We start from the raw sequence: 24,360 nt of genomic DNA, 5'->3' as shown, positions 1-24,360 counted from the left end.
TTCCCATGCCGAACACGGAAGTTAAGCTCTTCAGCGCCGATGGTAGTCGGGGGTTTCCCCCTGTGAGAGTAGGACGCCGCCAAGCTATCATTACAGTAAAGGCAGCTCATCATGAGCTGCCTTTTTTGTGTTTTTCTGCATACATTATATAATATGAGAAACGTAACGATATGCCTTTTTGCAAAAGCAGGTTTTATGCTTGTGCAAAGTGGAAATAATAGAGATAGAGCGATACAGTTGAAAAATTTTGCGAAACACCTTATAGTAAGGTTAAAGTCAAATATAGTCAAAGTCAATAAAGGAGGGGGTTGAGTGGGACATAATATTTCTGACATCATTGAACAGTACTTGAAACAAGTATTAGATCAAAATGGCAAAGAAATTTTAGAGATCAAACGCAGTGAAATCGCTGATAAATTTCAATGTGTTCCTTCCCAAATAAATTATGTCATCAACACCAGATTTACAAGTGAAAGAGGATATATTGTTGAAAGTAAACGGGGAGGCGGCGGTTATATTCGTATTATCAAAATTAAAATGAATAACGAAGTCGTCCTCATCAATAATATTATTTCGCAGATTCATACCCACTTGTCCCAGGCAGCCTCTGATGACATTATTCTCAGACTGTTAGAGGACGGAGTTATTTCGGAAAGAGAAGCTAAAATGATGGTGAGTGTAATGGATCGTTCAGTTCTATATATTGATTTGCCTGAACGGGATGAACTAAGAGCCAGAATGATGAAAGCAATGCTCACATCTTTAAAACTAAAGTAAGCGGGTGAAAAGATTGATTTGTCAAGAATGCAATGAGAGACCGGCCACTTTTCACTTTACGAAAGTTGTTAATGGAGAAAAACAAGAAGTTCATATTTGTGAACAATGTGCAAAAGAAAATAGCGATTCATACAGTATAAGTGGAAACCAAGGGTTCTCGATCCATAATTTATTATCAGGGCTGCTGAATATGGAGTCTTCATTTCAAAACACGGGTTCTCAAATGTTCGGCTACTCAGAGCAAGGCACAGCTTGTAAGAAATGCGGTATGACGTTTCAGCAGCTGAGAAAAACAGGGCGTTTCGGCTGTGCGGAATGTTACGATACGTTCTACAGCCAAATTACGCCGATCTTGCGAAAAGTTCACAGCGGGAATACGGTGCATGCCGGGAAAATTCCAAAACGAATAGGCGGAAACCTGCATGTAAGACGGCAAATGGAAATGTTAAAAAAAGAACTTGAATCTTTAATACACCACGAAGAGTTTGAAAGAGCAGCGGAGGTCAGGGATCAGATCCGATCGTTAGAGCAGAAATTAAAAAGTAAAGACAGTGAGGGGGAACAAGGGTAATGTCGCTCAAGCATTTTATTCAGGACGCACTAAGCAATTGGATGAAGCAAAAGGGACCTGAAAGTGACATTGTACTCAGCAGCCGTATACGGTTGGCCCGTAACTTTGAAAATATAAAGTTTCCTGCCAGGTATACGAATGAAGAAGCCTCATCCATCATTCAGCAATTCGAAGATCATTTTTCAGGAAAAGAACTTCCTGATATCGGTCAATTTCATTTAATCAGAATGAGTGAAGCTCAGCCTTTGGAAAAACGGGTGCTGATGGAGAAACATCTGATCAGCCCAAATTTAACGGAATCCCCTTTTGGCGGCTGTCTGCTTTCTGAAAATGAAGAAGTCAGCATTATGTTAAATGAAGAAGATCATATCAGAATTCAATGCCTCTTCCCCGGCTTCCAGCTTCTCAACGCTATAAAAGCGGCAAACCAGGTTGATGACTGGATTGAGGAGAAAGTGGATTACGCCTTTGGAGAGAAGAGAGGGTACTTAACAAGCTGTCCTACAAATGTAGGGACGGGACTAAGGGCTTCAGTCATGATGCATTTGCCGGGCCTTGTATTAACTAGGCAAATGAATCGAATTATACCGGCAATTAACCAATTAGGCTTAGTTGTTAGAGGAATTTACGGTGAAGGCAGCGAAGCATTAGGAAATATCTTTCAAATTTCAAATCAAATCACACTCGGAAAATCAGAACAGGACATTGTAGATGATTTAAACAGTGTGGCTGCCCAGCTGATTGAGCAGGAACGTTCAGCCCGAGAAGCGCTTTACCAAACCTCGAAAATTGAATTGGAGGACCGGGTATTCAGATCTTACGGTGTTTTATCCAACTGCCGTATGATTGAATCAAAGGAAACGGCGAAATGCCTTTCTGACGTTCGGCTGGGGATAGACCTTGGAATCATCAAAGGGCTATCAAGCAATATACTTAATGAACTGATGATTTTGACACAGCCGGGTTTTCTCCAGCAATATTCGGGCGGTGCATTACGGCCGAACGAAAGAGACGCGAGAAGAGCGGCTCTTATCAGGGAAAGGCTGCATTTAGAAATGAGTGCAAATAGACAGGAGGATGATTCGATATGATGTTTGGAAGGTTTACAGAGCGAGCTCAAAAGGTATTGGCACTGGCACAGGAAGAAGCACTGCGCTTAGGCCATAACAATATTGGAACTGAACATATCTTATTAGGTCTGGTTCGTGAAGGAGAAGGGATTGCAGCTAAAGCACTCCAAGCACTCGGACTCGGTTCGGATAAAATTCAGAAAGAAGTGGAGAGCTTAATCGGACGGGGACAGGAAATGTCTCAAACGATTCATTATACGCCAAGAGCAAAAAAAGTCATTGAGCTCAGCATGGATGAAGCCAGAAAGCTAGGACATTCTTATGTGGGAACAGAACACATACTTCTCGGACTGATTCGTGAAGGAGAAGGCGTGGCCGCGAGAGTTCTGAACAATCTCGGTGTCAGCTTGAATAAGGCGAGACAGCAAGTGCTGCAGCTTCTGGGAAGCAATGAGACGGGGTCTTCTGCATCCGGTACGAACAGCAATGCAAACACGCCGACGCTTGACAGTCTGGCTCGTGATTTAACCGCGATTGCGAAGGAAGACAGTCTTGATCCGGTTATCGGCCGAAGCAAAGAAATTCAGCGTGTTATTGAGGTATTAAGCCGCAGAACGAAGAATAACCCCGTTCTTATCGGGGAACCGGGTGTAGGTAAAACTGCGATTGCTGAAGGCCTCGCACAGCAGATCATCAATAATGAAGTGCCGGAAATTTTACGTGATAAACGCGTAATGACATTAGACATGGGTACGGTTGTAGCCGGTACGAAATACCGCGGAGAATTTGAAGACCGCTTGAAAAAAGTAATGGATGAAATACGTCAGGCCGGCAATATTATTTTATTCATTGACGAACTGCATACACTGATCGGAGCGGGGGGAGCAGAAGGTGCGATTGACGCATCGAATATCTTAAAACCTTCACTGGCCCGCGGAGAGCTCCAATGCATCGGTGCGACAACGCTTGATGAATACCGTAAATATATCGAAAAAGACGCCGCTCTGGAGCGCCGTTTCCAGCCGATTCAGGTGGATCAGCCGTCAGCCGATGAAAGCATTCAAATTTTAAAAGGGCTCCGTGACCGCTATGAAGCGCATCACCGCGTATCCATTACCGATGAAGCGATTGAAGCGGCGGTAAAATTGTCCGACCGTTATATTTCTGACCGCTTCCTTCCGGATAAAGCGATCGATTTAATTGATGAAGCAGGTTCAAAAGTGCGTCTCCGTTCTTTCACAACGCCTCCGAACTTAAAAGAGCTTGAGCAGAAACTCGATGAAGTTCGCAAGGAAAAAGACGCTGCTGTTCAGAGCCAGGAGTTTGAAAAAGCGGCTTCCCTTCGTGATACGGAGCAGCGCCTGAGAGAACAGGTGGAAGACACGAAAAAAACGTGGAAAGAAAAACAAGGCCAGGAGAACTCCGAAGTTTCTGTAGAGGATATTGCGATGGTTGTATCCAGCTGGACCGGGGTGCCTGTATCTAAAATTGCCCAAACGGAAACAGATAAGCTTCTCAATATGGAAAACATTCTGCACTCCCGCGTCATCGGCCAGGATGAAGCTGTTGTAGCCGTTGCAAAGGCCGTCAGACGTGCAAGAGCCGGTCTGAAGGACCCGAAACGCCCGATTGGTTCATTCATCTTCTTAGGCCCTACAGGCGTTGGGAAGACAGAGCTGGCACGAGCGCTGGCGGAATCCATTTTCGGTGATGAGGAAGCGATGATCAGAGTGGATATGTCCGAATACATGGAGAAACACTCGACTTCACGTCTTGTCGGTTCTCCTCCGGGATATGTCGGCTATGATGAAGGCGGCCAGCTGACAGAAAAAGTGAGAAGAAAACCTTACTCTGTCGTACTGCTTGATGAAATTGAAAAAGCGCATCCTGATGTGTTTAACATACTCCTGCAAGTGCTTGAAGACGGACGCTTGACTGATTCAAAAGGACGCACTGTGGATTTCCGCAACACGATCCTGATTATGACGTCAAACGTCGGAGCGAGCGAGCTGAAACGCAACAAATATGTGGGCTTCAATGTGCAGGATGAATCACAAAACCATAAAGACATGAAAGACAAAGTCATGGGAGAGCTGAAGCGCGCCTTCAGACCTGAGTTTATCAACCGGATTGACGAAATTATCGTCTTCCACTCCCTTGAGAAAAAACATCTTACAGACATCGTGTCGCTTATGTCTGATCAGTTAACAAAACGTCTGAAAGAACAAGATCTCTCTATCGAGCTGACGGATGCTGCAAAAGCGAAAGTGGCAGAAGAGGGCGTCGATTTGGAATACGGCGCACGTCCGCTAAGAAGAGCGATTCAAAAGCATGTGGAGGACCGGTTATCAGAAGAACTCCTCAGAGGCAATATTGATAAAGGCCAGCACATTGTTCTTGATGTTGAGGACGGCGAATTTGTCGTAAAAACAACTGCTAAAACGAACTAATATAGTGACAAACATGAGGCATACGTAAGCGAGTGTATGCCTCACTTTGTTATATAGAGAAATATTCGATAAGGAAGAGGTCTTACAACATATATGGCTAAATCAAAAACAAAATTCATCTGCCACTCATGCGGTTATGAATCCGCAAAGTGGATGGGAAAGTGCCCGGGCTGCGGGGCTTGGAATACAATGGTGGAAGAAACCATAAAAAAAGCGCCGGCGAATCGGCGGGCGGCTTTCTCCCACTCCGTTCAAACCGTCCAGAAACCATCACCCATTACATCAATTGAAACATCGGAAGAACCCCGCGTTCAAACAAAGCTCGAAGAATTCAACAGAGTGCTTGGCGGCGGCGTTGTGAAGGGCTCGTTAGTATTAATCGGCGGCGATCCCGGCATCGGAAAATCAACGCTCCTTCTCCAAGTATCCGCACAATTAGCAGATACGGCCGGCAGCGTGCTTTACATTTCAGGGGAAGAATCCGTGAAGCAAACGAAGCTGCGTGCCGACAGACTTGGAATCAACAGCCAAATGTTACATGTTTTATCTGAAACCGATATGGAGTATATTTCGTCTGCTATACAAGAGATGAAACCCGCATTTGTTGTCGTAGACTCCATTCAGACCGTGTACCAAAGTGATATCACCTCGGCTCCCGGCAGTGTATCACAAGTAAGAGAGTGTACGGCCGAATTGATGAAAATCGCGAAAACAAACGGCATACCTATTTTTATCGTCGGGCACGTCACAAAAGAAGGATCGATCGCAGGGCCGAGATTGCTTGAGCACATGGTCGATACCGTTCTATACTTTGAAGGAGAGCGGCATCATACATTCCGTATTTTGCGGGCCGTAAAAAACCGTTTCGGCTCCACAAATGAAATGGGCATCTTTGAAATGCGGGAAGAGGGGCTTACGGAAGTGCTGAACCCTTCTGAAATTTTCTTGGAAGAGCGTTCTGCCGGGGCATCGGGTTCGAGTATCGTTGCGTCAATGGAAGGAACGAGACCGATCCTGGTTGAAATCCAGGCGCTCATATCACCGACCAGTTTTGGAAACCCGCGCCGCATGGCTACAGGCATTGACCACAACAGGGTGTCGTTAATTATGGCTGTGCTTGAGAAGCGGGTGGGTCTTTTGCTTCAAAATCAAGATGCATATTTAAAGGTCGCTGGCGGGGTCAAACTGGATGAACCGGCGATTGATTTGGCAGTAGCCGTCAGCATTGCCTCAAGCTTCAGAGATACACCGCCGAATCCCGCAGATTGCTTTATCGGTGAAGTGGGTTTGACAGGAGAAGTCCGCAGGGTGTCAAGAATCGAACAGCGCGTAAAAGAAGCGGCAAAACTCGGCTTCAAGCGCATGATCATACCTGAGGCGAATGCAGATGGGTGGACAATACCAAAAGGGATTGAGGTTGTCGGAGTAGCAAATGTTGCAGAAGCGCTTCGTACTTCATTAGGAGGATCATAATAGATGGAAAAAGAGAAAAAAGGGGCGAAACAAGAGCTTGACCTGTCTGCAATTCTGCAGTTCGTTGCACCGGGCACCCCGCTCAGAGCCGGGATAGAGAATGTACTTCGGGCAAATACAGGCGGCCTGATTGTTGTCGGATACAATGATAAGGTAAAGCAAGTCGTGGATGGCGGTTTTCATATTAATACATCATTTGCGCCCGCTCACTTATACGAGCTGGCCAAAATGGACGGTGCCATTATTTTAAGTGATTCCGGACAGAAAATTCTTTATGCGAATACGCAGCTTATGCCGGAGGCGACCATTTCTTCTTCAGAAACGGGAATGAGGCACCGTACGGCGGAACGGGTGGCGAAGCAGACCGGCTGTCTCGTCATCGCCATTTCTGAGCGCAGAAATGTCATTACGTTATATCAGGACAGCATGAAGTACACACTAAAGGACATAGGATTTATTTTAACAAAGGCAAATCAGGCTATTCAAACGCTTGAGAAGTATAAAACCATTTTAGACAAAACGATTACGGCTTTAAACGCATTAGAGTTTGAGGAGCTTGTGACATTCAGTGACGTGCTGTCCGTCATGCATCGATATGAAATGGTGCTCCGAATAAAAAATGAAATCAATATGTATATTAAAGAACTCGGAACGGAAGGCCACTTAATCCGTCTGCAGGTGATTGAACTGATTACGGACATGGAAGAAGAGGCGGCACTTTTCATCAAAGACTATGTCAAAGAAAAAATCAAAGATCCGTTCGTGCTGTTAAAAGAGCTTCAGGATATGTCCAGCTATGATCTGCTTGATGATTCCATTCTGTTTAAGCTGCTTGGATATCCGGCTTCTACCAATCTTGATGATTATGTGCTCCCGAGAGGATACAGGCTGCTGAACAAAATTCCGCGTCTGCCGATGCCGATTGTTGAAAATGTGGTTGAGGCGTTCGGATTTTTGCCAAGCATAACGGAAGCCACTGTAGAAGAGCTTGATGATGTCGAGGGTATCGGCGAAGTGCGCGCCAAAAAAATCAAAAAAGGCTTAAAACGCCTTCAGGAAAAACACTATATAGATAGACAGCTTTAAGAATCGCTTAAACCTGTCGGAATCCGGGTATATTATTGTTAGTTTTTGTTTATTCTGAATTTGTAGGCTCTGACAGTCTGCTGAAAAAATGCTACTTAAAAGGAGGTGGAGGTATGTTAAAACGAATAGTTCAGGCGTTCTTCATTATTGTGGGCGGCGTTGTCGGTATCTTTTTAATACCTGAATTGTTTGTGCTGTCAAATATACAGGACATACCTTTAATAACAAACGCATATACGTCTGCTGCAATTGGTGCTATTATCTTTTTTCTCATCAGTATATGGACGACAGAATATGTGATTAATTGGGTAAAATGGATTGAAGATTCTTTGCTGAGAGCTCCGGTGCCGGATCTGTTATTCGGGAGTCTCGGATTGGTTTTTGGACTTATCATCGCATATCTCATTGTAAACGTGATTCCGCTGGACAATATTCCGTACCGTATATTCAGCACCATCATTCCGGTCTTTCTGGCTTTCTTTCTCGGTTATCTGGGCTTCCAAGTCGGATTTAAGAAAAAGGATGAACTGATCAGTCTTTTCTCCATTTCTGCAAGAATGCAGAAGAAAAAGGGAAGTGCTGATGAGGAGCAGGAGGAACAGGATAAAAGGCTGAAAATCTTAGATACAAGTGTTATTATTGATGGGAGAATTGCAGATATTTGTCAGACGGGCTTTTTAGAAGGCGTCATTGTCATTCCTCAATTTGTGCTGGAGGAATTACAGCATATCGCTGATTCTTCAGATGTTTTAAAACGTAACAGAGGACGCCGCGGTCTGGATATCTTGAATCGCATTCAAAAGGAACTGGATATTACGGTTGAAATTTATGAAGGCGACTTCGAGGATATTCAGGAGGTTGACAGCAAGCTTGTCAAACTTGCGAAGCTGACATCCGGCGTCGTTGTGACGAATGATTTTAATTTAAATAAAGTATGTGAGCTTCAGAAGGTTGCGGTACTGAATATTAATGACCTTGCAAACGCGGTGAAGCCGGTTGTGCTTCCGGGCGAAGAGATGAATGTGCAGGTGATTAAGGACGGGAAAGAGCACAATCAAGGTGTGGCTTACTTGGATGACGGTACGATGATTGTTGTGGAAGAAGGCCGCAATTATATAGGGAAACATATTGATGTGCTCGTAACCAGCGTACTGCAGACAGCGGCGGGACGAATGATTTTTGCCAAGCCCAAGCTGCTTGAGAAAGCTCTTTAAGAGGGAGTTCATATGGAGTATGTTGTCGTTATTCCGGCTGCCGGACAAGGAAAACGGATGAAGGCCGGGAAAAATAAGCTGTTCATCAGCTTAAAAGGTGCGCCTGTTATTATACACACACTGCGGGTTTTTGAAAGCCACGCACCCTGTCAGAAAATAATCCTGGTGATAAACGAGAGTGAACAGGAAGATTTTCGCCAGCTGCTGGCCCAATTTCCGATTCAGACGGAAATTGAGCTTGTTACCGGGGGTGCGGAGCGTCAGCACAGTGTATTCGAAGGACTGAAAGTGATTGATAAGGAATCGGTCGTCCTTGTTCATGACGGAGCGCGCCCGTTTGTCACACATCAGCATATCGATAAGCTCGTTGAAACAGCAGAGGAGGCGGGAGCGGCTGTCCTGGCTGTTCCTGTGAAAGACACGATAAAACGGGCGGAAGGCTCCCGGGTTGCGGAGACCTTTGATCGTTCAAGCTTGTGGGCCGTTCAAACGCCGCAAGCTTTTCGTCTTTCTTTATTGAAGACGGCGCATATGGAAGCGGAAAACAAAGGCTTCTTAGGTACGGATGACGCCAGCCTCGTCGAGCGTCTTGATGGATATCAGGTGAGTATCGTTGAAGGCAGCTATACCAATATTAAGCTGACAACGCCGGATGACCTGATATTTGCGGAAGCAATCATGAAAGCGGAAAGTGGGAATCATAATGTTTAGAATCGGACAAGGATTTGATGTGCATCAATTAACGGAAGGCCGTCCTCTCATCATCGGCGGAATTGAAATTCCTTATGAAAAGGGGCTGCTCGGACATTCAGATGCTGATGTATTGCTGCATACAGTCGCAGACGCGTGTCTCGGAGCGGCAGGTGAAGGAGATATCGGCAAGCATTTCCCGGATACTGATCCGGAATTCAAGGATGCGGATTCTTTTAAGCTGCTTCAGCATGTCTGGAACATTGTTAAAGAAAAAGGATACGTACTCGGAAATATAGACTGCACGATTATTGCGCAAAAGCCGAAAATGGCGCCGCATATTGATGCTATGAGAAAACGGATAGCGGAAGGCCTTGAGGCGGACGTCTCTCAAGTAAATGTAAAAGCGACGACGACAGAAAAGCTCGGGTTTACCGGAAGAGCCGAAGGAATTGCCGCTCAGGCAACCGTTCTGATCCAAAAAGCCTGATCATTGTTTTGATGCCCGGTCTATTTGGTGGTAGAATAGATACATATATTCGGCTAGAGGCTACAGACGAGATGAAAGGAAGTATTTGAACATGGGAAATGAAGTACGCGTTCGTTATGCACCGAGTCCGACCGGACATTTGCATATCGGTAACGCCAGAACAGCGCTTTTTAACTATTTATTTGCCCGCAGCCAAGGCGGAAAGTTTATTATCCGGATTGAGGATACGGACAAAAAGCGAAATATTGAAGGCGGAGAGCAAAGCCAGCTCAACTATTTGAAATGGCTCGGCATGGACTGGGATGAAAGTGTGGATGTCGGCGGAGAATACGGCCCGTACCGCCAGTCTGAGCGTAACGACATTTACAAAAAGTACTATGAAGAGCTTCTTGAAAAAGGGCTTGCTTATAAATGTTTCTGTACGGAAGAAGAACTTGAGAAAGAACGTGAAGAGCAAATCGCCCGAGGGGAAATGCCGCGCTATTCCGGCAAACACAGAAACCTGACTCAGGAAGAGCAGGAGCAGTTTTTAGCCGAAGGCAGACAGCCGAGCATCCGTTTCCGCGTGCCGGAAGGGAAAATCATCGCATTTAACGATATCGTAAAAGGTGAGATTTCTTTTGAATCAGACGGCATCGGCGACTTTGTCATCGTCAAAAAAGACGGAACACCGACGTATAACTTTGCTGTCGCGATTGACGATTACTTAATGAAAATGACGCACGTGCTCCGCGGTGAGGATCACATTTCAAATACACCGAAACAGATCATGATTTTCCAGGCATTCGGCTGGGATGTTCCTGTCTTCGGACATATGACGCTTATCGTAAACGAAAGCCGCAAAAAATTAAGTAAACGTGATGAATCAATTATCCAGTTTATTGAGCAGTATGATGAGCTGGGTTACCTGCCTGAAGCGCTGTTTAACTTTATCGGACTTCTCGGCTGGTCTCCCGTCGGTGAAGAAGAGCTTTTCACAAGAGAACAATTCATTGAAATTTTTGATGTAAATCGTTTGTCTAAGTCACCGGCTCTGTTTGATATGCATAAACTGAAATGGGTCAACAACCAATACGTCAAAGCGCTGGATCTTGATCAAGTGGTTGAGCTGACCTTGCCGCACCTGCAAAAAGCTGGAAAAGTCGGCACTGAGCTTTCTGCCGAGGAGCAGGAATGGGTTCGTAAATTAATCTCTCTTTACCATGAGCAATTGAGCTACGGCGCTGAAATTGTCGAGCTGACTGATTTGTTCTTTAAAGATGAGATCGAGTATAATCAAGAGGCAAAAGCCGTTCTGGAAGAAGAACAGGTGCCTGAAGTGCTCAGCGTATTTGCTGCGAAGCTTGAAGAGCTTGAAGAATTTACGCCTGAGCTGATCAAAGCCTCAATTAAAGCTGTTCAGAAAGAAACAGGCCATAAAGGTAAAAAGCTGTTCATGCCGATTCGTGTAGCGGTTACCGGTCAGACACACGGTCCTGAGCTTCCGCAGGCCATTGAGCTGATCGGCAGAGAAACAGCCGTCAGACGCCTGAAAAGCATTTAAATATACGATTGTTGACAGGGAAGAGTATAAAACAATGACCATTACAGAAAGAATCTTCATCGGCTGAGAGAGATTCATGCGTCATGTTTTAGAAGTGCGCCCTTAAGACCTTTGAAGAACATTTCTGCGGAAATCAGTATTTAAAGGCGGCCGCCGCCGTTACCGGCTTTTAAGTTGGGAAAACAGTGACTTGTTTTTCAAACAGAGTGGAACCGCGCGGTAAAAGCGTCTCTGTCATGTTTACATGCAGAGGCGCTTTTTTTATAGGCGGAAAAACAGACTGGAGCGGGGAGAGAATGGGGGGAAGCATGTGTTTTTTAAAATGCTAAAAGAAGACATAGATACAGTGTTCGATCAAGATCCGGCAGCAAGAAGCTATTTCGAAGTTGTTTTAACTTATTCTGGTTTACATGCTATATGGGCGCATCGGATTGCACATGCTTTATATAAACGGAGATTTTTCTTCCTGGCGCGCCTGATATCACAGATTGCCCGTTTCTTTACCGGAATTGAAATCCATCCCGGCGCGACCATCGGGAGAAGGTTTTTCATTGACCACGGTATGGGGGTGGTCATAGGGGAAACATGTGAAATCGGCAATAACGTGACGGTATTCCAAGGTGTCACTCTCGGGGGAACGGGAAAAGAAAAGGGGAAGCGGCATCCGACCATAAAAGATGATGCTTTAATTGCAACCGGAGCGAAGGTGCTCGGCTCTATTACGGTCGGGCAGGGTTCTAAAGTAGGGGCCGGCTCCGTTGTGCTTCGTGATGTTCCCGACTTTTCGACCGTTGTCGGCATACCGGGGAAAGTCGTCATTCAGAACGGAAGAAAAATCAAACGCGATCTCAATCACCAAGACTTGCCCGATCCGGTTGCTGACCGGTTTAGAGCATTGGAGCAGCAGATTTTTGAACTGCAGGCTGAACTGGAAGATAAAAAAGAAAGGATCAACCAAAAATGACCATTACACTTTATAATACATTGACACGGAAAAAGGAAACATTCGTTCCTCTTGAGGAAGGCAAAGTAAAAATGTACGTGTGCGGACCGACTGTATACAACTATATTCATATCGGAAACGCCCGTCCGGCGATTGTGTATGATACCGTACGCAACTATTTAGAGTATAAAGGATACGATGTTCAATACGTATCGAATTTCACCGATGTTGACGACAAACTGATTAAGGCGGCCAACGAGCTCGGCGAGGACGTCCCGGCCGTTTCTGAACGGTTCATTAAAGCGTATTTTGAAGACGTGGGCGCCCTCGGATGCCGGAAAGCGGATCTTCACCCTCGGGTCATGGAAAACATGGACGCCATTATTGAATTTGTCAGCGAGCTGATTAAAAAAGGCTACGCTTATGAATCAGAAGGCGACGTCTATTTCAAAACAAGGGCCTTCGAAGGCTACGGCAAGCTATCTCAGCAATCAATTGATGAACTCAGATCAGGCGCGCGTATCCGGGTCGGCGAGAAGAAAGAGGATGCGCTGGACTTTGCTCTTTGGAAAGCTGCTAAGGACGGAGAAATTTCATGGGATAGCCCTTGGGGAAAAGGCCGCCCGGGCTGGCATATTGAATGCTCCGCAATGGTGAAAAAGTATTTGGGTGACGAAATCGATATTCATGCCGGCGGTCAGGACCTGACATTCCCGCACCATGAAAACGAAATCGCCCAATCTGAAGCATTAACAGGCAAGACATTCGCAAAATACTGGCTTCACAACGGATATATCAATATCGATAATGAGAAGATGTCAAAATCTCTCGGCAACTTTGTTTTGGTGCACGATATCATTAAGCAATATGACCCGCAGCTGTTGAGATTTTTCATGCTGTCCGTTCATTACCGCCACCCGATCAACTATTCGGAAGAGCTGCTTGAGAAAACAAAAAACGCGTTTAACCGCCTGAAGACGGCCTATAGTAATTTAAACCATCGTTTGATTAGCAGCACGAATCTGACTGACAATGATGAGGAATGGCTCGCTAAAATCGAAGAGCACCGCACTGCGTTTGAAGAAGCAATGGATGATGATTTTAATACGGCGAATGCGATTTCCGTTTGGTTTGATCTGGCGAAGCTCGCCAATTACTACATGCAGGAAGACAATACGGCGGATCACGTCATTAAAGCCTTTATCAGCATGTTTGACAGAATCGGATCTGTTCTCGGACTTACGCTCGGCGAAGAAGAGCTTGTCGACGAAGAGATTGAAGAGTTGATTGAGAAGAGAAATGAAGCCCGCCGCAATCGCGATTTTGCTTTGTCAGACCAGATTCGCGATCAGCTGAAAAGCATGAATATCATTCTTGAAGATACGGCTCAGGGAACTCGCTGGAAGCGGGGAGAGTAAGCGGATGCTTCAATTTGAACAAATCAAAGATTCAAAGCAGTTAAACGGTCTTGCGCTTGCTTATATGGGTGATGCCATTTTTGAAATATACGTCCGGCATCACCTGCTTAAGCAGGGCTTTACGAAACCGAATGACCTTCATAAGAAGGCGAGCCGGATTGTATCGGCAAAATCACAGGCAGACATATTGTTCCGCCTTCAGGACGAATCCTTTTTCACGGAGGAAGAGGAAGCCGTGCTGAGAAGAGGCAGAAACGCGAAATCAGGGACGACGCCAAAAAACACAGATGTACAGACGTACCGCCATAGTACAGCTTTTGAGGCTTTACTCGGATACCTTTTTCTTGAGAAAAGAGAAGAAAGACTGAATCAGCTGATTGCTGAGGCTATACAAGTCGGGACGTCAGGGAGGAAAACAAATGAGTCAGCAACATGATTACGTCATAGGAAAAAACGCTGTGATTGAGACGTTAAAGTCAGATCGCAAGCTGTATAAGTTATGGATGGCGGAAAACACAGTAAAAGGACAGGCGCAGCAAGTTATGGAGCTTGCTAAAAAGCGCGGCGTCACCATTCAATTTGTACCGAGGAAAAAACTCGATCAGATGGTGGAGGGGCAGCATCAGGGTGTTGTCGCCCAGGTGGCAGCATATGAATATGCACAATTAGACGAATTATATAAAAGAGCGGAAGAGAGAAACGAACAGCCTTTCTTTCTCATACTGGACGAGCTGGAAGACCCTCATAATCTCGGTTCCATCATGAGAACGGCTGACGCTGTCGGTGCACACGGCATCGTGATTCCGAAACGCAGAGCAGTCGGACTGACTTCGACGGTCGCAAAAGCTTCGACCGGTGCGATTGAACACATTCCCGTCGTGAAGGTGACCAACCTTGCCCGGACACTTGATGAAATGAAGGAGCGGGGGATTTGGGTCGTCGGAACGGATGCATCCGCCCGGGAAGACTACCGCTTTATGGACGGCAAGATGCCTTTGGCGCTCGTTATCGGAAGCGAAGGCAGAGGAATGGGGCGGCTTGTGAAAGAGAAATGTGATTTTCTCATTAAGCTCCCGATGGCCGGAAAAGTCACGTCTCTGAATGCGTCGGTTGCAGCCGGCCTTCTCATGTATGAAGTCTACCGGAAGCGCAATCCTTTAGGGGAATGAAGACAGATGGACATCCTGTTAGTAGACGGATACAACATGATTGGAGCTTGGCCGCAGCTAAAGGATTTAAAAGCGAACAGTTTTGAAGAAGCGAGAGATGTACTGATCCAGAAGATGGCGGAATATCAGTCCTACACGGGAATCAGAGTCATTGTGGTGTTTGACGCACACCTGGTAAAAGGCATAGAGAAAAAACAAACGAATCACAGAGTCGAAGTGATTTTCACACGGGAGAATGAAACGGCGGATGAGCGGATCGAGAAGCTTGCCCAGGCGCTGAATAATATTGCGACACAGATTCATGTCGCAACCTCCGATTATACGGAGCAGTGGGCGATTTTCGGACAAGGGGCTCTCCGTAAATCCGCCCGGGAGCTCCTGAGGGAAGTGGATACGATAGAACGCCGGATTCAAAGGCGGGTTTCAAAGATCACTTCTGAAAAACCACCGGGTAAAATCGAGCTGTCCGAAGAGGTTTTGAAAACGTTTGAAAAGTGGCGCCGAGGCGGTCTGGATTAGGTTGACGCTTTTTCGCCCATTAATGTATAATATTTCTATCTACGTGCGCCGGGGGGATCGCAGTGAATCTACAGAACAGCAAGGGAAAGTTCAACAAAGTGCAATTTTGCCAGTTGGAGGACGAGCAGGTCATTGAAAAGGTTCATGTTGGGGATAGTGATGCGTTAGATTACTTGATTACGAAGTACCGTAATTTTGTACGGGCGAAAGCAAGGTCTTATTTTTTAATAGGGGCCGACAGAGAAGATATTGTACAGGAAGGGATGATAGGCTTATATAAGTCTATCCGAGACTTTAGAGAGGACAAGCTTACTTCATTTAAAGCTTTTGCAGAATTATGCATTACCCGCCAGATTATTACCGCAATAAAGACAGCTACCCGTCAGAAACACATTCCTTTAAATTCCTATGTTTCTTTAGACAAACCTATTTTTGATGAAGAATCTGACAGAACACTGCTTGATGTCATTTCAGGCGCTAAAACGTTAAATCCTGAAGAGATGATTATTAATCAGGAAGAATTTGATGATATCGAAATGAAAATGGGAGAACTGCTGAGCGATCTGGAGAGAAAGGTGCTTGTTTTGTACTTGGACGGAAGAAGTTACCAAGAGATTTCAGATGACTTAAACCGACACGTAAAATCAATCGATAATGCCCTGCAGCGCGTGAAGCGCAAGCTTGAAAAGTATTTAGAAATAAGAGAGATCAGCCTGTAGCAGGTTTCTGTGTCATATTGACAGAATTTTTCTGACTGTGCTATTTTATTAAGATAAATGAATGTTTAGGAAAAGGTGTAACGACATGAGAAAAAAGATTACGCTGGCATGCAAAACATGCGGAAATCGTAATTATACGACAATGAAAAGCTCTGCATCAGCGGCTGAGCGGTTAGAAGTTAAGAAGTACTGCAGCACTTGCAATTCACATACAGCTCATTTAGAAACAAAATAGTGTTCGCTTTTTAAATTGTGGAGGTCTTTTACATGCGCATGATGAGTTTCTTTAAAGATGTTGGGAAAGAAATGAAAAAGGTTAGCTGGCCTAAAGGCAAAGAGTTAACGCGCTATACGATCACGGTGATTTCAACGGTTATCTTTTTTGTTATCTTTTTTGCCCTCCTTGATACAGGAATTTCTCAATTAATTCGTTTAATAGTTGAATAATGATCAGCAATACGTGCTATAATAGATCATAATATCGTTTGCCAAAACCCGTTCAGCGGGTTTTTTATTGTGTTGTTGAAAAAGGATTCATAGGCCCTGAGCCTATTTTTTGTTTTACACTTCATTTTTAAATGCGGGGAGGGAAGGACTGCAGAGTCCTGATAGAATGGAAAAGAATTGGTATGTTGTTCATACGTATTCCGGTTATGAAAACAAAGTAAAAGCAAACCTTGAAAAACGTGTGGAATCAATGGGAATGCAGGATAAAATTTTCCGCGTTGTCGTCCCTGAAGAAGAAGAGACTGATATTAAGAACGGCAAGAAAAAAGTAGTTAAAAAGAAAGTGTTCCCGGGTTATGTGCTTGTTGAAATCGTCATGACTGATGATTCCTGGTATGTGGTCCGCAACACGCCGGGCGTTACCGGATTCGTCGGATCAGCCGGTTCAGGCTCAAAGCCGACTCCGCTTCTTCCTGGCGAAGCGGAAACCATCTTAAAACGCATGGGCATGGATGAGCGGAAAACCGACATTGATTTTGAATTGAATGAGACAGTCAAAGTCATAGACGGACCTTTCGCCAACTTTACAGGATCAATTGAAGAGATTGATTATGATAAGAGCAAAGTGAAAGTATTCGTTAACATGTTCGGCCGTGAAACGCCGGTTGAACTGGAATTTACCCAGATCGACAAATTGTAATGTGAAAAAACTTGAAATTGCTATATATTAATGATAATATAGCAAAGGTACGTCTTGGACTAATCCAAGGCAGCTAGCTTGATATTTCGTCATTCATATAAAGAATGAAACCTTGAGTGGGAGGGTTTACCCTATTACCACATCACGGACTTAAGGAGGTGTGTCTCGTGGCTAAAAAAGTAGTAAAAGTTGTAAAATTGCAAATTCCTGCTGGAAAAGCTAACCCAGCGCCGCCAGTTGGACCTGCACTAGGTCAAGCCGGTGTAAATATCATGGGATTCTGTAAGGAGTTTAACGCTCGTACAGCTGACCAAGCTGGTTTAATCATTCCTGTTGAAATTTCGGTTTACGAAGACCGTTCATTTACATTTATTACAAAAACTCCGCCTGCTGCAGTATTGCTTAAAAAAGCAGCTGGAATTGAGTCTGGTTCTGGTGAACCAAACCGTAATAAAGTGGCAACCGTTAAGCGCGATAAGGTTCGCGAAATCGCTGAAACGAAAATGCCTGACTTAAACGCAGCAGACGTTGAAGCGGCAATGCGCATGGTTGAAGGTACTGCCCGCAGTATGGGTATCGTTATCGAGGATTAATTTGTTTCTTGTCGGGTTGCGAGTTTTCACAAGTTCGCAACCCTTATTCGTGGGAGGTTATTCCGCTATAACCACATAAGGAGGAAATTTTAAAATGGCTAAAAAAGGTAAAAAGTACGTTGAAGCTGCGAAGCTTGTAGACCGTGCGAAAGCTTACGACGTCGCTGAAGCAGTGGCGCTTACTAAAAAAACAAACACAGCTAAATTCGACGCTACAGTTGAAGTTGCTTTTCGTTTAGGGGTTGACCCTCGTAAAAACGATCAGCAAATCCGCGGTGCAGTTGTACTTCCTAACGGAACTGGTAAAACTCAGCGCGTGCTTGTATTCGCTAAAGGCGAAAAAGCAAAAGAAGCTGAAGCTGCCGGTGCAGACTACGTTGGCGATTCTGATTACATCGCGAAAATCCAGCAAGGCTGGTTCGAATTCGATGTAATCGTTGCGACTCCTGACATGATGGGTGAAGTCGGTAAAATCGGCCGTGTGCTTGGACCAAAAGGTCTTATGCCAAACCCTAAAACAGGAACTGTTACATTCGAAGTAGAAAAAGCAATCGGCGAAATCAAAGCTGGTAAAGTAGAATACCGCGTTGACAAAGCTGGTAACATCCATGTTCCGATCGGAAAAGTTTCTTTCGAGGATGAAAAACTTGTTGAGAACTTCACAACAATGTATGATACAATCCTGAAAGCAAAACCGGCTGCGGCTAAAGGTGTTTACGTGAAAAACGTTGCCGTTACTTCTACTATGGGCCCTGGTGTCAAAGTAGACGCTTCTACTTTCAACGTAAAATAATATTTGACTTTAGATCAGCATTCTGATATGATTCAAAATGTTGTAAAATATAATATGTCATTTATACCGTAGACAGCAGGGGCCGTTAAGGCTTAATATCCTGCCGAGGTGTATATATATCACAGCTATTACGTTACGTATGCTTGTATATACAGCCTCCATGTCCACATGGAGGCTTTTTATATGAAATCGTCGTCACAGTCGTGATCACCTAGCGGTATAAGTGTTACACAAAATCTACAGGAGGTGTAACCATGAGCAGCGCAATTGATACAAAAAAAGTTGTTGTTGAAGAGATTGCTTCTAAACTGAAAGAAAGCAAATCAACGATCATCGTTGACTACCGCGGACTTAACGTTTCTGAAGTAACTGAACTCCGAAAACAGCTTCGCGAAGCTAACGTAGAGTTCAAAGTGTACAAAAACACAATGACTCGCCGTGCGGTTGAACAAGCTGAACTTGATGGTTTGAATGATGTCTTAACTGGACCGAATGCGATCGCATTCAGTACTGAAGATGTTATCGCTCCGGCAAAAGTTCTTAACGAGTTCGCGAAAAATCACGAAGCTCTGGAAATCAAAGCGGGCGTTATCGAAGGAAAAGTATCTTCTGTTGAAGAAGTGAAAGCTCTTGCTGAACTTCCTTCACGCGATGGCTTACTTTCTATGTTGCTTAGCGTACTTCAAGCTCCAGTTCGCAACCTTGCACTTGCAGCTAAAGCAGTTGCAGACCAAAAGGAAGAACAAGGCGCTTAATCTGATTTTACCCTAAAATAAAACAAATGGAGGAATTTCAAATGGCTTTAAATATCGAAGAAATCATTGCTTCCGTTAAAGAAGCAACTGTACTTGAATTGAACGACCTAGTAAAAGCAATCGAAGAAGAATTTGGCGTAACTGCTGCTGCTCCTGTAGCTGTAGCTGGCGGAGCTGCTGCTGGCGGCGCTGCTGAAGAGCAAAGCGAATTCGACCTTATCCTTGCTGGTGCAGGTTCTCAGAAAATCAAAGTTATCAAAGTTGTTCGTGAAATCACTGGTCTTGGCTTGAAAGAAGCTAAAGAACTTGTTGACAACACTCCAAAACCACTTAAAGAAGGTATTGCGAAAGAAGAAGCTGAAGAGCTTAAAGCTAAACTTGAAGAAGTTGGCGCTTCTGTAGAAGTTAAGTAATCTTCACTTGCCTGTAGGGGAAGCTCGCTTTTATGAGGCGGGCTTTTTCTTTGCTTTTCTTTAAGTGCCATTAAAAAAGGAGGTTCTAATAATGAGTGATCACTATTATTCAGAAAAACCTTCAGTTAAAAGCGATAAACAGACATGGTCATTTACACTGCGGAACAGATCTTATACATTCACAAGTGACAGCGGCGTTTTCTCGAAAAAGGAAGTTGATTTTGGTTCGCGCGTCTTAATTGAAGCGTTTGAAGAGCCGGAGATCGATGGTGACTTCCTGGATGCAGGCTGCGGTTACGGCCCGATCGGTCTGTCGCTCGCCGGTGCATTTACAGACCGGACCGTGCACATGATTGACGTGAATGAAAGAGCCGTAGAGCTGTCAAATGAAAATGCAGAAAAAAACGGAATAAAAAACGTTCGGATTTATCAGAGTGATTTATTTTCAAATATTGATTCTGCTCAAACATTTGCTTCTATTTTTACAAACCCCCCAATCCGCGCCGGAAAAAAAGTTGTCCATGCCATTTTTGAAAAAAGCGCTGAGCATTTAAGGGCTTCAGGTGAATTGTGGATCGTTATACAGAAAAAACAGGGCGGGCCTTCTGCCATTGAAAAACTGAAGGAGCTTTTTGACGAAGTTTCTGTGGTTCAAAAAAAGAAAGGCTATTATATCATAAAAGCAAAAAAAGTTTGACTTGAATTTTCAGCTATGTTAATATTGTAAAATGCCAATGTATATATTTTGCATGATATGCTGAAATAATCATAGTGCATGTATAAATTATACAAACATGGAAATGCTAATAAAATCGGTATTTGTTTTTGGATGTGGTTTTCTTAATTAGAAACCCTTTTTTCTTTTGTCTTGTAAAAGTATTTCTTTATCGTAAGAGATGCTTATTACACATATAATACGCATGATTTGAGGGGTGAATCAGTTGACAGGTCAACTAGTTCAGTATGGACGACACCGCCAGCGCAGAAGCTATGCTCGCATTAGCGAAGTGTTAGAATTACCAAATCTCATTGAAATTCAAACCTCTTCTTATCAGTGGTTTCTTGATGAGGGTCTTAGAGAGATGTTTCAAGACATATCACCAATTGAGGATTTCACTGGTAACCTCTCTCTAGAGTTCATTGACTACAGTTTAGGAGATCCTAAGTATCCCGTTGAAGAGTCAAAAGAACGTGATGTGACTTACTCAGCTCCGCTGAGAGTGAAGGTTCGTTTAATTAACAAAGAAACTGGAGAGGTAAAAGACCAGGATGTCTTCATGGGTGATTTCCCTATTATGACAGATACCGGTACTTTTATCATCAACGGTGCAGAACGTGTTATCGTATCTCAGCTTGTTCGGTCTCCAAGTGTATATTTCAGTGGTAAAGTAGACAAAAACGGTAAAAAAGGTTTTACCGCGACTGTCATTCCAAACCGTGGCGCATGGTTAGAATACGAAACTGATGCGAAAGATGTTGTGTATGTCCGCATTGATCGCACACGTAAGTTGCCGGTTACGGTTCTTTTGCGTGCTCTCGGCTTCGGTTCCGACCAAGAGATTCTCGATCTCATTGGTGAGAACGAATATCTCCGCAATACACTGGATAAGGACAACACTGAAAACAGTGACAAAGCGCTTCTTGAAATCTATGAGCGCCTTCGTCCCGGAGAGCCGCCTACAGTAGAAAACGCAAAAAGCTTGCTGGATTCCCGTTTCTTCGATCCGAAGCGATACGACCTTGCGAATGTAGGACGCTATAAAATTAATAAAAAGCTTCATATCAAGAACCGCCTGTTTAACCAGCGCCTTGCAGAAACACTGGTGGATCCGGAAACCGGTGAAATTCTCGCTGAAAAAGGGCAGATTCTTGACAGAAGAACACTTGATAAAGTACTGCCATACTTAGAAAATGGAATCGGCTTCAGAAAACTTTATCCTAATGGCGGCGTTGTCGAGGATGAAGTGATGCTTCAATCCATTAAAATCTATGCTCCTACCGATGCAGAAGGAGAGCAGACGATCAATGTGATCGGCAATGCTTACATCGAAGAAGCGATTAAAAACATTACGCCTGCTGATATTATTTCTTCTATCAGCTACTTCTTCAACCTCCTGCACGGAGTGGGCGACACTGATGATATCGACCATCTCGGAAACCGCCGTCTGCGTTCTGTAGGTGAGCTCCTGCAAAACCAATTCCGTATCGGTTTAAGCCGGATGGAACGTGTCGTACGTGAAAGAATGTCTATTCAAGACACAAATACAATTACGCCGCAGCAGCTGATTAACATCAGACCTGTTATTGCGTCTATTAAAGAGTTCTTCGGAAGCTCACAGCTTTCTCAATTCATGGATCAGACGAACCCGCTTGCTGAATTGACGCACAAACGCCGTCTGTCAGCTCTCGGACCGGGCGGTTTGACACGTGAGCGCGCAGGTATGGAAGTACGTGACGTTCACTACTCTCACTATGGCCGTATGTGTCCGATTGAAACGCCTGAGGGCCCGAACATCGGTTTGATCAACTCATTGTCATCATTTGCGAAAGTAAACCGCTTTGGTTTCATTGAGACACCATACCGCCGCGTTGATCCTGAAACAGGAAAAGTAACGCCTAGAATCGACTACCTGACTGCTGATGAAGAGGATAACTATGTCGTAGCCCAAGCGAATGCTAAGCTGAGCGATGACGGTTCTTTCTTGGATGACAGCATCGTAGCGCGTTTCAGAGGGGAAAACACCGTTGTAGCCCGCAACCGCGTGGATTACATGGACGTTTCTCCTAAACAGGTTGTTTCTGCTGCGACAGCATGTATTCCGTTCTTGGAAAACGATGACTCGAACCGCGCCCTCATGGGAGCGAACATGCAGCGTCAGGCTGTGCCTTTGATGCAGCCGGAAGCTCCGATCGTCGGAACGGGTATGGAATACGTATCCGGTAAAGACTCCGGTGCAGCCGTTATTTGTAAACACCCTGGTATCGTTGAACGGGTGGAAGCGAAAAACGTATGGGTGCGCCGCTATGAAGAAATTGACGGCCAAAAAGTAAAAGGCAACCTGGATAAGTACAGCTTGCTGAAATTTGTCCGCTCCAACCAAGGTACGTGCTACAACCAGCGTCCGATCGTCAGTGTCGGCGATGAAGTAGTCAAAGGAGAAATCCTTGCTGACGGACCTTCAATGGAGCTTGGCGAACTTGCTCTCGGCCGTAACGTAATGGTCGGCTTCATGACATGGGATGGTTACAACTATGAGGATGCCATCATCATGAGTGAACGCCTTGTGAAAGATGATGTATACACATCTATTCACATTGAAGAATATGAATCAGAAGCACGTGATACAAAGCTTGGGCCTGAAGAGATCACCCGCGATATTCCAAACGTAGGGGAAGACGCGCTTCGCAATCTTGATGACCGCGGAATTATCCGTATTGGTGCGGAAGTCAACGACGGAGACCTTCTCGTAGGTAAAGTAACGCCTAAAGGTGTAACTGAGCTTACGGCTGAAGAACGCCTTCTGCATGCGATCTTTGGAGAAAAAGCGCGTGAAGTCCGTGATACTTCTCTCCGTGTGCCTCACGGCGGCGGCGGAATTATCCACGACGTAAAAGTCTTCAACCGTGAAGACGGCGACGAACTTCCTCCGGGAGTGAACCAGCTTGTACGCGTATATATCGTTCAGAAACGTAAGATTTCTGAAGGTGATAAAATGGCCGGACGTCACGGAAACAAAGGGGTTATCTCGAAGATTCTTCCTGAAGAAGATATGCCTTACCTTCCTGACGGCACGCCGATCGATATCATGCTTAACCCGCTGGGTGTACCATCACGTATGAATATCGGTCAGGTATTAGAACTTCACATGGGTATGGCTGCCCGCTACCTCGGCATTCACATCGCGTCACCTGTATTTGACGGCGCGCGTGAAGAAGATGTGTGGGAAACACTTGAAGAAGCAGGCATGTCAAGAGACGCTAAAACAGTTCTTTATGACGGCCGTACGGGAGAACCGTTTGACAACCGTGTATCTGTCGGAATCATGTACATGATCAAACTGGCGCACATGGTTGATGATAAACTTCATGCCCGTTCTACAGGTCCTTACTCACTTGTTACGCAGCAGCCTCTCGGCGGTAAAGCCCAATTCGGCGGACAGCGTTTCGGTGAGATGGAGGTTTGGGCGCTTGAAGCTTACGGCGCAGCTTACACGCTTCAAGAAATCCTGACTGTGAAGTCCGATGACGTGGTCGGACGTGTGAAAACATATGAAGCCATCGTCAAAGGCGACAATGTTCCAGAGCCTGGTGTTCCGGAATCATTCAAAGTATTGATCAAAGAGCTTCAAAGCTTAGGTATGGACGTGAAAATCCTTTCAGGCGATGAAGAAGAAATAGAAATGAGAGATCTAGAAGACGAGGAAGATGCGAAACAAGCTGACGGCCTTGCATTATCAGGTGATGAAGCGCCGGAAGAAACAGCATCTCCAGACGTTGAACGTGACGCAGTAACGAAAGAATAGTCTC

General features: G+C 44.9%; 25 protein-coding genes, 1 rRNA gene and 2 other annotated features. All 26 genes read left to right on the top strand.

Annotated elements, in window-relative coordinates; genetic code table 11:
• Positions 1-85, top strand: a 5S ribosomal RNA gene (gene rrf, locus HWY38_RS05905); the annotation flags it as partial.
• Between the two features lie 227 nt (positions 86-312).
• Positions 313-777, top strand: coding sequence for a transcriptional regulator CtsR (gene ctsR / locus HWY38_RS05900; RefSeq protein WP_003156396.1), 465 nt, complete (start codon positions 313-315; stop codon positions 775-777).
• A 13-nt stretch (positions 778-790) separates the two neighbouring features.
• Positions 791-1,348, top strand: a complete 558-nt coding sequence (locus HWY38_RS05895) for a UvrB/UvrC motif-containing protein (protein WP_007410387.1) — start codon at positions 791-793, stop codon at positions 1,346-1,348.
• Entirely contained in the window at positions 1,348-2,439 is a 1,092-nt protein-coding gene (locus HWY38_RS05890; protein ID WP_003156398.1) for a protein arginine kinase, read from the top strand. Before HWY38_RS05895 ends, HWY38_RS05890 begins: the two co-directional genes overlap by 1 nt.
• On the top strand, positions 2,436-4,868 hold the full coding sequence (clpC, locus tag HWY38_RS05885; protein WP_015239036.1) for an ATP-dependent protease ATP-binding subunit ClpC: 2,433 nt from the start codon (positions 2,436-2,438) through the stop codon (positions 4,866-4,868). Before HWY38_RS05890 ends, clpC begins: the two co-directional genes overlap by 4 nt.
• A 93-nt stretch (positions 4,869-4,961) precedes the next feature.
• Complete coding sequence (gene radA / locus HWY38_RS05880; RefSeq protein ID WP_014304212.1) at positions 4,962-6,341, top strand: DNA repair protein RadA; 1,380 nt, start codon at positions 4,962-4,964, stop codon at positions 6,339-6,341.
• Between the two features lie 3 nt (positions 6,342-6,344).
• Complete coding sequence (disA, locus tag HWY38_RS05875; RefSeq protein WP_007410390.1) at positions 6,345-7,427, top strand: DNA integrity scanning diadenylate cyclase DisA; 1,083 nt, start codon at positions 6,345-6,347, stop codon at positions 7,425-7,427.
• Between the two features lie 113 nt (positions 7,428-7,540).
• Positions 7,541-8,641, top strand: coding sequence for a PIN/TRAM domain-containing protein (locus HWY38_RS05870; RefSeq protein WP_003156403.1), 1,101 nt, complete (start codon positions 7,541-7,543; stop codon positions 8,639-8,641).
• Positions 8,642-8,653: 12 nt separating this feature from the next.
• Positions 8,654-9,352 (top strand): 2-C-methyl-D-erythritol 4-phosphate cytidylyltransferase, encoded by a 699-nt coding sequence (gene ispD / locus HWY38_RS05865; protein ID WP_044803062.1) that lies wholly within the window; start codon positions 8,654-8,656, stop codon positions 9,350-9,352.
• Positions 9,345-9,821, top strand: a complete 477-nt coding sequence (ispF, locus tag HWY38_RS05860; protein ID WP_003156407.1) for a 2-C-methyl-D-erythritol 2,4-cyclodiphosphate synthase — start codon at positions 9,345-9,347, stop codon at positions 9,819-9,821. Before ispD ends, ispF begins: the two co-directional genes overlap by 8 nt.
• A gap of 91 nt (positions 9,822-9,912) precedes the next feature.
• Positions 9,913-11,364, top strand: a complete 1,452-nt coding sequence (gltX, locus tag HWY38_RS05855) for a glutamate--tRNA ligase (protein WP_044803063.1) — start codon at positions 9,913-9,915, stop codon at positions 11,362-11,364.
• 2 nt (positions 11,365-11,366) lie between these two features.
• Positions 11,367-11,600: a binding site (T-box leader), on the top strand.
• Between the two features lie 74 nt (positions 11,601-11,674).
• Positions 11,675-12,328 carry a serine O-acetyltransferase gene (cysE, locus tag HWY38_RS05850; protein ID WP_003156410.1) on the top strand — a complete coding sequence of 218 codons (654 nt, stop codon included), beginning with the start codon at positions 11,675-11,677 and terminating at the stop codon, positions 12,326-12,328.
• Positions 12,325-13,725 carry a cysteine--tRNA ligase gene (gene cysS / locus HWY38_RS05845; protein WP_007615229.1) on the top strand — a complete coding sequence of 467 codons (1,401 nt, stop codon included), beginning with the start codon at positions 12,325-12,327 and terminating at the stop codon, positions 13,723-13,725. The genes cysE and cysS overlap by 4 nt, the downstream gene beginning before the upstream one ends.
• A 4-nt stretch (positions 13,726-13,729) precedes the next feature.
• Positions 13,730-14,161 (top strand): Mini-ribonuclease 3, encoded by a 432-nt coding sequence (locus HWY38_RS05840; RefSeq protein ID WP_003156412.1) that lies wholly within the window; start codon positions 13,730-13,732, stop codon positions 14,159-14,161.
• Positions 14,145-14,894, top strand: a complete 750-nt coding sequence (gene rlmB / locus HWY38_RS05835) for a 23S rRNA (guanosine(2251)-2'-O)-methyltransferase RlmB (RefSeq protein ID WP_224181435.1) — start codon at positions 14,145-14,147, stop codon at positions 14,892-14,894. The genes HWY38_RS05840 and rlmB overlap by 17 nt, the downstream gene beginning before the upstream one ends.
• A 6-nt stretch (positions 14,895-14,900) precedes the next feature.
• Positions 14,901-15,413, top strand: coding sequence for a ribosome-dependent mRNA decay endonuclease Rae1/YacP (rae1, locus tag HWY38_RS05830; RefSeq protein ID WP_003156414.1), 513 nt, complete (start codon positions 14,901-14,903; stop codon positions 15,411-15,413).
• Between the two features lie 62 nt (positions 15,414-15,475).
• Positions 15,476-16,132 (top strand): RNA polymerase sporulation sigma factor SigH, encoded by a 657-nt coding sequence (gene sigH, locus HWY38_RS05825; RefSeq protein ID WP_003156415.1) that lies wholly within the window; start codon positions 15,476-15,478, stop codon positions 16,130-16,132.
• 85 nt (positions 16,133-16,217) lie between these two features.
• Positions 16,218-16,367 (top strand): 50S ribosomal protein L33, encoded by a 150-nt coding sequence (gene rpmG, locus HWY38_RS05820; protein ID WP_003156421.1) that lies wholly within the window; start codon positions 16,218-16,220, stop codon positions 16,365-16,367.
• Between the two features lie 32 nt (positions 16,368-16,399).
• Positions 16,400-16,579, top strand: coding sequence for a preprotein translocase subunit SecE (gene secE, locus HWY38_RS05815; protein WP_003156422.1), 180 nt, complete (start codon positions 16,400-16,402; stop codon positions 16,577-16,579).
• Between the two features lie 166 nt (positions 16,580-16,745).
• Entirely contained in the window at positions 16,746-17,279 is a 534-nt protein-coding gene (gene nusG / locus HWY38_RS05810) for a transcription termination/antitermination protein NusG (RefSeq protein ID WP_003156423.1), read from the top strand.
• Between the two features lie 167 nt (positions 17,280-17,446).
• A complete protein-coding gene (gene rplK, locus HWY38_RS05805; protein ID WP_003156430.1) occupies positions 17,447-17,872 on the top strand; it encodes a 50S ribosomal protein L11 in 426 nt (141 codons plus the stop codon).
• 94 nt (positions 17,873-17,966) lie between these two features.
• Positions 17,967-18,665 carry a 50S ribosomal protein L1 gene (rplA, locus tag HWY38_RS05800; RefSeq protein WP_003156431.1) on the top strand — a complete coding sequence of 233 codons (699 nt, stop codon included), beginning with the start codon at positions 17,967-17,969 and terminating at the stop codon, positions 18,663-18,665.
• Positions 18,666-18,713: 48 nt separating this feature from the next.
• Positions 18,714-18,856 (top strand) — a sequence feature (ribosomal protein L10 leader region).
• A 63-nt stretch (positions 18,857-18,919) separates the two neighbouring features.
• Entirely contained in the window at positions 18,920-19,420 is a 501-nt protein-coding gene (gene rplJ / locus HWY38_RS05795) for a 50S ribosomal protein L10 (RefSeq protein WP_007410396.1), read from the top strand.
• 41 nt (positions 19,421-19,461) lie between these two features.
• Entirely contained in the window at positions 19,462-19,833 is a 372-nt protein-coding gene (rplL, locus tag HWY38_RS05790; protein WP_003156436.1) for a 50S ribosomal protein L7/L12, read from the top strand.
• Between the two features lie 91 nt (positions 19,834-19,924).
• A complete protein-coding gene (locus tag HWY38_RS05785) occupies positions 19,925-20,530 on the top strand; it encodes a class I SAM-dependent methyltransferase (RefSeq protein WP_072588725.1) in 606 nt (201 codons plus the stop codon).
• Between the two features lie 244 nt (positions 20,531-20,774).
• A complete protein-coding gene (gene rpoB / locus HWY38_RS05780) occupies positions 20,775-24,356 on the top strand; it encodes a DNA-directed RNA polymerase subunit beta (protein ID WP_003156440.1) in 3,582 nt (1,193 codons plus the stop codon).
• The last annotated feature ends 4 nt before the right edge of the window (positions 24,357-24,360 follow it).

It is taken from the genome of Bacillus sp. KS1 (assembly GCF_020075515.1).
Taxonomy (GTDB): domain Bacteria; phylum Bacillota; class Bacilli; order Bacillales; family Bacillaceae; genus Bacillus; species Bacillus velezensis.
The sequence above is the reverse complement of the archived record's forward strand: the minus strand, read 5'-3'. Positions and strand labels throughout refer to the sequence as shown.

What these genes read in the sequence shown, in the direction of transcription:
- HWY38_RS05890 (WP_003156398.1), top strand. Translation starts at nt 1,348, where the DNA reads ATGTCGCTCAAGCATTTTATTCAGGACGCACTAAGCAATTGGATGAAG.
- clpC (WP_015239036.1), top strand. Translation starts at nt 2,436, where the DNA reads ATGATGTTTGGAAGGTTTACAGAGCGAGCTCAAAAGGTATTGGCACTG.
- radA (WP_014304212.1), top strand. Translation starts at nt 4,962, where the DNA reads ATGGCTAAATCAAAAACAAAATTCATCTGCCACTCATGCGGTTATGAA.
- disA (WP_007410390.1), top strand. Translation starts at nt 6,345, where the DNA reads ATGGAAAAAGAGAAAAAAGGGGCGAAACAAGAGCTTGACCTGTCTGCA.
- HWY38_RS05870 (WP_003156403.1), top strand. Translation starts at nt 7,541, where the DNA reads ATGTTAAAACGAATAGTTCAGGCGTTCTTCATTATTGTGGGCGGCGTT.
- ispD (WP_044803062.1), top strand. Translation starts at nt 8,654, where the DNA reads ATGGAGTATGTTGTCGTTATTCCGGCTGCCGGACAAGGAAAACGGATG.
- ispF (WP_003156407.1), top strand. Translation starts at nt 9,345, where the DNA reads ATGTTTAGAATCGGACAAGGATTTGATGTGCATCAATTAACGGAAGGC.
- gltX (WP_044803063.1), top strand. Translation starts at nt 9,913, where the DNA reads ATGGGAAATGAAGTACGCGTTCGTTATGCACCGAGTCCGACCGGACAT.
- cysS (WP_007615229.1), top strand. Translation starts at nt 12,325, where the DNA reads ATGACCATTACACTTTATAATACATTGACACGGAAAAAGGAAACATTC.
- HWY38_RS05840 (WP_003156412.1), top strand. Translation starts at nt 13,730, where the DNA reads ATGCTTCAATTTGAACAAATCAAAGATTCAAAGCAGTTAAACGGTCTT.
- rlmB (WP_224181435.1), top strand. Translation starts at nt 14,145, where the DNA reads ATGAGTCAGCAACATGATTACGTCATAGGAAAAAACGCTGTGATTGAG.
- rae1 (WP_003156414.1), top strand. Translation starts at nt 14,901, where the DNA reads ATGGACATCCTGTTAGTAGACGGATACAACATGATTGGAGCTTGGCCG.
- rpmG (WP_003156421.1), top strand. Translation starts at nt 16,218, where the DNA reads ATGAGAAAAAAGATTACGCTGGCATGCAAAACATGCGGAAATCGTAAT.
- secE (WP_003156422.1), top strand. Translation starts at nt 16,400, where the DNA reads ATGCGCATGATGAGTTTCTTTAAAGATGTTGGGAAAGAAATGAAAAAG.
- nusG (WP_003156423.1), top strand. Translation starts at nt 16,746, where the DNA reads ATGGAAAAGAATTGGTATGTTGTTCATACGTATTCCGGTTATGAAAAC.
- rplA (WP_003156431.1), top strand. Translation starts at nt 17,967, where the DNA reads ATGGCTAAAAAAGGTAAAAAGTACGTTGAAGCTGCGAAGCTTGTAGAC.
- rplJ (WP_007410396.1), top strand. Translation starts at nt 18,920, where the DNA reads ATGAGCAGCGCAATTGATACAAAAAAAGTTGTTGTTGAAGAGATTGCT.
- rplL (WP_003156436.1), top strand. Translation starts at nt 19,462, where the DNA reads ATGGCTTTAAATATCGAAGAAATCATTGCTTCCGTTAAAGAAGCAACT.
- HWY38_RS05785 (WP_072588725.1), top strand. Translation starts at nt 19,925, where the DNA reads ATGAGTGATCACTATTATTCAGAAAAACCTTCAGTTAAAAGCGATAAA.